Source organism: Ralstonia sp. ASV6 (assembly GCF_016429285.1).
Classification (GTDB): domain Bacteria; phylum Pseudomonadota; class Gammaproteobacteria; order Burkholderiales; family Burkholderiaceae; genus Ralstonia; species Ralstonia flaminis.
In genome coordinates this window covers 1-523 of sequence record NZ_JAELUI010000344.1, presented here as the reverse complement: position 1 = coordinate 523, position 523 = coordinate 1, and the positions used below count along the sequence as shown (strand labels likewise).

Here is a 523-nt window from a genome sequence, read left to right as displayed (position 1 = left end):
GTCTTCGGTAGTGTGGTGCACGAAGTCGTAGCTCCAGACGTGATGTGGATACTCCGGGCGCAGCCGCACACAGGAGCCATCGTTGAACCATAGGCGGCCCCTCGGGCGCCGCTTCTTCGGTACCTTGAGCCCCTCGCGACGCCAGATGCGCTGCACGCGGTCGCGGCCAACTTGCCAACCGCTGGCCTGCAACAGCGCCGTGATGCGTCGGTAGCCATAGCGACCGTACTCGGCCGCCAGCGCAACGATGGCCTGCGTGAGTGCGTCCTCGTCAGCGCGCACCGTCGCCACATAGCGCTGTACGGCCCGGGACTGGCCCACGACGCGGCAGGCTTTACGCTCCGAGACCTCGAACCGTTCCTGCAGCATGCACACGGCGCGCCGGCGTCGCTCGGGGCTCACCAGTTTCCCGAAGCGACCTCCTTGAGCATCGCCTTCTCCAGCGACAGGTCGGCAACCAGCCTGCGCAGCCGGGCGTTCTCGCGCTCAAGCTCCTTGAAGCGTTTGGCTTGGTCGTGCTGCA

General features: G+C 66.5%; 1 pseudogene. It reads right to left on the bottom strand.

Features of this window, described 5'->3' with window-relative positions:
• Nucleotides 1-523 (bottom strand): annotated as a pseudogene (locus JHD73_RS28000) (IS3 family transposase); the annotation flags it as partial.